6 protein-coding genes are annotated in these 7,031 nt (G+C 69.9%); 2 read left to right on the top strand and 4 right to left on the bottom strand.

The genetic code is table 11. The features are described from left to right. A partial coding sequence (locus tag IZR01_RS03480) for an acetyl-CoA carboxylase biotin carboxylase subunit (protein WP_194922840.1) occupies positions 1-1,579 on the bottom strand: 1,579 nt, incomplete at its 3' end. 302 nt (positions 1,580-1,881) lie between these two features. Here IZR01_RS03480 and IZR01_RS03475 point away from each other — a divergent pair. Further along, positions 1,882-2,067, top strand: coding sequence for a hypothetical protein (locus tag IZR01_RS03475; protein ID WP_194897517.1), 186 nt, complete (start codon positions 1,882-1,884; stop codon positions 2,065-2,067). Positions 2,068-2,143: 76 nt separating this feature from the next. Here the strand turns inward: IZR01_RS03475 and IZR01_RS03470 are convergent, their stop codons facing one another. The 3 genes from IZR01_RS03470 to IZR01_RS03460 form a co-directional block, all read right to left on the bottom strand. Further along, entirely contained in the window at positions 2,144-2,893 is a 750-nt protein-coding gene (locus tag IZR01_RS03470; protein WP_194922839.1) for an SDR family oxidoreductase, read from the bottom strand. Between the two features lie 248 nt (positions 2,894-3,141). Further along, positions 3,142-4,509, bottom strand: a complete 1,368-nt coding sequence (locus tag IZR01_RS03465; protein ID WP_194922838.1) for a cytochrome P450 — start codon at positions 4,507-4,509, stop codon at positions 3,142-3,144. Positions 4,510-4,604: 95 nt separating this feature from the next. Then, entirely contained in the window at positions 4,605-5,591 is a 987-nt protein-coding gene (locus tag IZR01_RS03460) for a DUF1702 family protein (RefSeq protein WP_194922837.1), read from the bottom strand. 668 nt (positions 5,592-6,259) lie between these two features. Between IZR01_RS03460 and IZR01_RS03455 the strand changes: the two genes are divergently transcribed. Further along, positions 6,260-7,027, top strand: coding sequence for a helix-turn-helix transcriptional regulator (locus tag IZR01_RS03455; RefSeq protein WP_194897521.1), 768 nt, complete (start codon positions 6,260-6,262; stop codon positions 7,025-7,027). Positions 7,028-7,031 lie beyond the last annotated feature (4 nt).

Here is a 7,031-nt window from a genome sequence, read left to right as displayed (position 1 = left end):
CCCGGAACCGGGACGCGCCGACCTGCGCCACCCGCACCCGGTAACCCACACCACGCAACTTCAAATCCAACGGCCGACCCGACTCATGCTGCACCTGCGGACGCCCACCAGAGGCAGTAGCCAACAGCCGGGCCCGCTCCACCTGTTCCTCGTCCTCGTAGGCGTCGATCGCGGCGGCGGCCAACGCCACCGCGGCGTTGCGGTGCGAAACCAACCGGCCCTCAGCCCGAACCCGATCAATCCAGCCGGTGTCAGCCGAGGCATCGATCACCTCCGGCTGATCCAACAAATCCAGCACGAAACTCTTGTTGGTGGTACCGCCCTCGATCACCACCGAAGTCTCAGCCATCGCCCGACGCAACCGCCCCAAAGCCTCGCCACGATCCCGGCCGTAGGCAATCACCTTCGCGATCATCGAATCGAAATCAGCCGGAATCGTGTCACCCTCAGACACCCCGGTATCCACCCGGATCCCCGGACCCGACGGCAGATCCAACCGCGCAATCCGACCCGGAGACGGAGCGAAATCACGATCCGGATCCTCAGCATTAAGCCGCGCCTCGATAGCATGCCCACGCTCAGCCGGCGGCGCACCCTCCAACCGGCCCCCGCCGGCCACATGCAACTGCGCCTTGACCAGATCGAAACCGGTAGTCAACTCCGTGATCGGATGCTCCACCTGAAGCCGGGTGTTGACCTCCAGAAACGCGAACTGCCGATCCCCGGGGTGATACAGAAACTCCACCGTCGCCGCACCCCGATAACCCACCCGCACCGCCAACCGCTCCGCCGAAGACTTCAACTCCGCGACCTGCTCCGGGCTCAGCACCGGCGAAGCCGACTCCTCAATCACCTTCTGATTACGCCGCTGCACCGAACAATCACGCACACCCAACGCCCACGCCGTGCCCTGACCATCGGCGATCACCTGCACCTCGACATGCCGCGCCCCAGTCACCAAACGCTCCAGGAACACCACACCGGAGCCGAACGCCCGCGCCGCCTCCTGACTGGTCCGCTCATACGCATCGACCAGCTCAGCCTCGCCGGTGATCACCCGGATCCCGCGCCCCCCACCACCGGCAGTAGCCTTCAACATCAGCGGATACCCGATCCGCCCCGCCGCCTGGACCGCCGACTCCAGCGTCTCCACCGCGCCGCGACTCCACGGCGCCACCGGCACACCCACCTCCTCGGCGATCAACTTCGCGCCGATCTTGTCCCCGAGCGAACGCATCGCCTCAGCATCCGGACCGATGAACGTCACACCGATCCGGTCGCAAAGCTCTGCGAACGCCGGATCCTCCGCGACAAACCCCCAACCCACCCACGCCGCATCCGCGCCACACTCCACCAGCGCCCGCTCCAACAACTTCAAATCAAGATAAGGCCGCGCAGCAGCCGGACCCAGATCGTAGGCGATATCGGCCTCACGAACGAAGGTGGCATCCCGGTCCACATCGGTGTGCAAGGCGACAGTCTCGATCAACACGCCACTTTGCGCACTCAACTCACGGACCGCATGGACAAGCCGCATCGCGGCCTCACCACGGTTGACGATGGCGACACGACTGAACACCGGCCGGCCCTCCCCTGGACAGTGGCGGTTGAACACCCAACCAATGAGGTCAAGCTAGCCGCGGGCCGAATGGGACACGCCTTCCACATTGCCCGGTGCCGGGCGCGCAAGGCTTGGGCAGGTGCGCAGGCGCACGGGCGGCAGCGTCGAAGAAGCCGAGCCGACCCGCGCCGGGAAATGCTGGTCGGCGACAGCAGAGTCCTGCGAATCAGCACCGGTGAATCAGAGCCCGGCGAGTAAGAGCCCTGCCGAACAGAGCCCTGTCAAACAGAGCCCGGTGACAGCTGAGCGGAGGTGGTGCCGTGACCCCGGCCCGTGCGGCACGAGCGGTGGCGAAGTCGGCGCTCTGGCTGGCGAAATACGCCGTATGGGGATTATCCATCGTCGGCTTGGCCGGCCAGGGCCGCCCTTACCGCAAGCCTGATGACCCGGCGCCGGTCGAGAACCTGACCCCGGACGAACTGCTCTGGCAGTCCGAACTCGAATAGGGCGCCCGCGGGACAGTTCCCGGGACGCCCATGAAACGGTGCGGCGGCGGTGCGCCGCCGCCGCACCGCACGACGGCTACAGCGCCGCCGGTCCGTTGGGCTTCAGCAGGTACGCGAGCTGGTCGAACGAGGTGTCCGAAGCGATGTCCAGCACCGCCTTGCCCACGTGCTCCGGCGTCAGCGTCGGCCCCATGCCCGCCACGAAGTCGGCCACCGGCACGCCCTGGCGGGCCGCGTATGCGGCGGCGCCGCCGGCGCCGACCGCCGTCCCGGGCGACAGCGTCGGCAGCACCGCCACGAAGCGGATGCCCAGGGCGGCACGCTCGGCCTCGCCGGCCGCGTAGGCGGAGACGAAGCGGACGGTCGCCTTGGCGCCGGCGTAGCCGCCGCTGAGCGGGGATCCGCCGATCGCGGCGCCGCTGGAGACCGACACCACGGTGCTGCCCGGTTCCAAAGGCAGCAACAGTGCCTCGCGGGCCCAGCTGAACGCCTGCTTGACGTCCACCTCCCAGGGCCGGCTGAACGACTCCCAGGTGTGCAATTGCAGTGCCCGGCCCAGTGGGACCACTCCGGCGTTGAGCACCACGGTGCGGGGCCGGTACGTGTCGAGCAGGCGTCCGGCGGCCACCGGGTCGGCGGCGTCGGCCACTGCGGGGGTGACGGACGCGCCGAACTCCTCGGTCAGGCCGGCGGCCGCGCCCTGGTCCCGGACCACCGTGACCACCTGGGCCCCGGCCGCGACCAGGGCCGAGGTCACCGCGCGGCCGAATCCCCCCGCCGCGCCGGTGACGAGCGCGGTGGTCCCGGTCAGATCCGAAGTTGGCATGGCAGGCTCCTCAGTTCTCAGTGATCAGTTCTCGGCGATCAGTTCTCAGTGATCGCTTCTGGCTCTCGCCGCCCCCGCCTGTGCCAACAGCGGAGGCGGCGAGAAGGAGGCGTCCGGTGTTCGGCCACACCGGGCGCGCGGCGGGAGTGTCACCCGCCAGATATGGAGACCGCGCGGACGCCGCGAAGTCACCGGGTCGGAACCGGTGACTTCGCCGGTCCGGCGGCGATCGGCCGCGATCGGCGGCCTCAGCGGGCCGCCACGGTCATCGGCAGGCCGCCGCGCACCCGCAGCGTCAGCATCGGCTCGCCCTCGACCGGCCGGCCGGGCACCGAGGCCAGGCGCAGGTCGCGGCACAGGGCCGCGAGCACGATCGTGGCCTCCATCATGCCGAGGTTGTTGCCGACGCAGAACCGCGGTCCGGCGCCGAACGGTATATAGGAGTAGCGCTCGCGGCCCGCCCTGGACGCCGAGGCGAACCGCTCCGGGTCGAAGCGCTCCGGGTCCGGCCAGAACGCGGCGTTGCGGTGCAGCAGATAAGGACTGATGATCACATCCGCGCCGGCCGGCACGGTGAAGCCGCCGATCCGGTCCGGTTCCCGCGCGATCCGGGTCAGCAGCCATACCGGCGGGTACATCCGCATGACCTCCTCCAGGACCATCGAGGTATAGGTGAAGCCGTGCAGCGCGGCGGAGTCCAATGGGCCGCGGGAGAAGACCTCCACCGCCTCTTGATGCACCCGCTCCCGGACCTCGGGATGCCGGTCGAGCAGGTGCAGCGCCCAACTCAGGGTGCTGGCCGTCGTCTCGTGCCCGGCCAGCAGCAAGGTGACCAACTCATCGCGCATGCGTTCGCGCCCGGCGTTCCGGTCGGGTTCGTCGGCCACCGACTCGATGAGCCGGGAGACGACGTCGTCGCCGAACCCGTCCGGGTGCGCCGCCCGGTCCGCGGCCAGGGAGTCGGTCACCTCTTGTAGGTACCGCTTGGCCTTCCGGAACCGCAGCGTGCGCGGCAGCGGCAGCCACAACGGGACCGTGCCCAGCGACATCATCTCGAACATCGCCTGGTCCTGGACCGTCTCGAAGGCCTCGCCGATCGCCTCGAAGGCGCCGAGGTCGGCGTCGATCAGGGTGCGTCCGAGCACCCCGAGGGTCAGGGCGGTCATCTCCTGGCGCATGTCCACCGGGCCCTGGCCGGCCCGCTCGCGCAGCCGGTCCACCAGCGCCTCGGCCTCCAGCGCGATCGCGTCCACCTGGCGCGCCAGGCGTTTGGCCTGGAACACCGGCTGGATCACCCGGCGCTGCTTGCGCCACAGCTCGCCCTCACTGGTCAGCAGGCCGTCGCCGATCACCCGGCGGGCGTGGGTCAGGCCGATGCCCTTGGTGTAGTTCGCCGCGTTGTCGGCCAGGACGTGGCGGGCGTGGTCGGGATGGTTGAACAGATACAGGGTCTTGGGACCGAGGGGGACGCGGACCGCCTCGCCGTACTCGGCCACCGCCCACGCCATCACCTCCAGCCGGTTGCGCACCATTCTCGGCAGCAGCCCGAGGGCCGCGGCCCGGGATGGGCCCGGCGGCCGCCGGACGACCGGCGCTTGGATGCTCGTCGCGGACAACGCGGACCTCCTAGACAAGGTCCGGCGGGCGCCGGACCGTTCAGGTTCTTGTGGTGAGTTCCGTTCGCATCCTCGCCAGGCGGCGCGGCGCGCGGCTACTTGGACGTTGCCCGGGCACCGGCCTCGAAGTGCGCGCGGATGGCCCGCCGCCACAACTCGTAGGACGGCTCGGGCCCGGGCGCCTCGCCGGCCGAGGAGGCCTCGTCGGCCAGGGCCGAGGCGTCGGCGACGGACACGCCGCCGAGCACCTGGACCGCGGTCGAGGTGTAGTCCGGGACGTGGCCGGCATAGTCGCGCGCCTTCGCGGCCAGGACCGCGCCCAGCGCCAGCTGCCCGTGGTGCGGGCCGGCCAGCTCCCGGAGCCGGTCGTAGCCCTCGGCGTCGCAGCCCCCTGCGAACGAGGCGGCCAGGCCGGCCCCGCTCCACAGGTCCGCCTGCCGGGCCGGGGCGAACCGGCCGACCGCCCCGGCCACCCCCTCGGGCCGGGCGCCGTGCATGAACCACAGCGCCCGGCCGATGCCCTGGTCGAGCGCTCGTGGAAAGTAGTGCGGGGCCCCGGCCCAAGGGTAGGGGGCCGGGAGATACTGGCGGCCGATCCACTTGTCGGTGTCGAAGTAGGCGCGGTCGAATCCGTAGCCGTCGACGGCCAGCCAGCTCATCGTCGGGTGGTACCTGGTGTCGCCGAGGTCGGGGACGACCTTGCTCCACAGCCGCCGGGGCAGGCGGGCCATGGCGAACCCGATGCCGATGTAGGCCACGAACAGGTGCGGCGCGCCGGTGTCGAGCAGCAGGTCGCGGGTGCGGTGGCCGCCGAAGGCGTCGCGCACCGTGTACGCCATCGTCGCGCCCTCATAGGCGAACCCCCGCAGTTCGGGGTCGACGACGCTGAGCCGGCGCTGCACGTGGGCCATGCTGCGCGCCTCGATGGCCCATTCGAAGCCGCAGATCACGGTCTGCGGGACCAGGTCCAGCCGGCTCGCCGCGGGCGAGTCGGCCCCCGGGAAGCCGCGTTTGCCGATGGTGACCGCGTCCAGAGCCGGGGTCAGCGCCATCCGGCGCGCGGTGCCGAGGAAAGTGGGCATGATGCGGCCTCCCGTCGAGGAAACGCCGAGTCGGGCGCTGGCGCCAGCATCAGTGGACCGGCGCGGCCGCGACATCTCCCTGATTGCCCGAGGGAGGCTCAGCACCGCCGCTGTATCAGAATCCTGAGAAAGTAGGACGATCTCCCGGGGGTGGGGCGGGCGGCATCCCCGGGCGGCACCGGACCCCGCCGACCTGGCAACACTGTTGTCAGAGTATTGGGATCGCAGGTCGGGGCCGGGCCGTCGGCGCCGATCGCGGTATGCCGCAAAGGGGCGTCAATCACCGCAAGCAAGACAGGTCGCGCACCGTGACAATCCAATTGTTTTGGGTATGCTGGCCGATGTTGCGGGTGTGCTGCCAGGCAGGGCGCCATATCCACGACTCTGCGTCCGCACCGTCCACCGCCTAGACGGCTTCACCCTTCGGGCTCTGCCGTCGGATCCTGGTTTGCCGCGCCATCGTCCCGCGCACCGGCGGCCCCTCAACCCTGAACAGGCGTTTCTTCGCCGTTAGCAAAACCCTGCTGGCCCAGCCCACCACGGCAGCCCGGTACCGCCGGCGCACCCGGCGTCCACGCGGCCGCGGGGGTGCAGACGTGCCAGGGGTCGACGGAGGATTGCCGACCACCCGCCGTGTCACGAGTGTCGAGTGCACCATTGGAGTGGCAATGGACATCACACGTTTCGCTGCCGAACAAGCGATCTCCACCATGTGGAACCGCTACGCCGATCCGCTGTCGCTGGACGAGATCGCCGACTCCGCGATCCTCAGCAAATTCTACTTCTCCCGGGTGTTCAGGTCCCTGACCGGCACCTCGCCCGGGCGCTTCTTGTCCGCCATCCGATTGTTCAGGGCCAAAAACCTGCTGTTGGAAACGGAGATGAGCGTGACCGAGGTCGCCTACGCCGTAGGCTACAACAGCCTGGGGACCTTCACCAGCAGATTCACCCGCAGCGTCGGCGCCTCACCGGGCCGCTACCGGACGATGTCGCTGGCCGGCACGCACTCCGTGTTGGACATGGTGCCAGTGCCCGGTCCCGGTCCGCACGGGGAGGTGTCCGGGGCATTATCGTTCCCTGAGAGCGCGGATCTGCTCCGGGTCTATGTCGGACTGTTCCCGAGCCCGGTCGTCGAGGGCATCCCGGTGGCCTGTGAAGTCCTCCAGGCCCCGGGCCCGTTCGTGCTGCGGGACGTGCCGACCGGAACCTGGTACCTGCGCGCGGCCGCCGTCGAACTCCGGCAGGCCGAATCCCTTCCCTGGCAACGCCGTCCGGCACTGCTCGGCGAGCACGGCCACCACCAGGTGGACGCGCACGTGAACGTGCCGGTGGGCGAGATGACACTGCGGCCTTCGGGGTTCCTCGATCCGCCGATCCTTCGCGCGCTGCCCGAGCTCGACAACTGGGAGCTGACCGAACTGCACCGGGTCGCCTGAGGGA

Origin of the sequence: Catenulispora pinisilvae, assembly GCF_015356865.1 — a bacterium.
Taxonomy (GTDB): domain Bacteria; phylum Actinomycetota; class Actinomycetes; order Streptomycetales; family Catenulisporaceae; genus Catenulispora; species Catenulispora pinisilvae.
This window is presented reverse-complemented; position numbering and strand designations above follow the sequence as displayed.

Coding starts and splice junctions, on each gene's coding strand:
- IZR01_RS03470 (WP_194922839.1), bottom strand. CDS start 2,893: ATGCCAACTTCGGATCTGACCGGGACCACCGCGCTCGTCACCGGCGCG.
- IZR01_RS03460 (WP_194922837.1), bottom strand. CDS start 5,591: ATGCCCACTTTCCTCGGCACCGCGCGCCGGATGGCGCTGACCCCGGCT.
- IZR01_RS03455 (WP_194897521.1), top strand. CDS start 6,260: ATGGACATCACACGTTTCGCTGCCGAACAAGCGATCTCCACCATGTGG.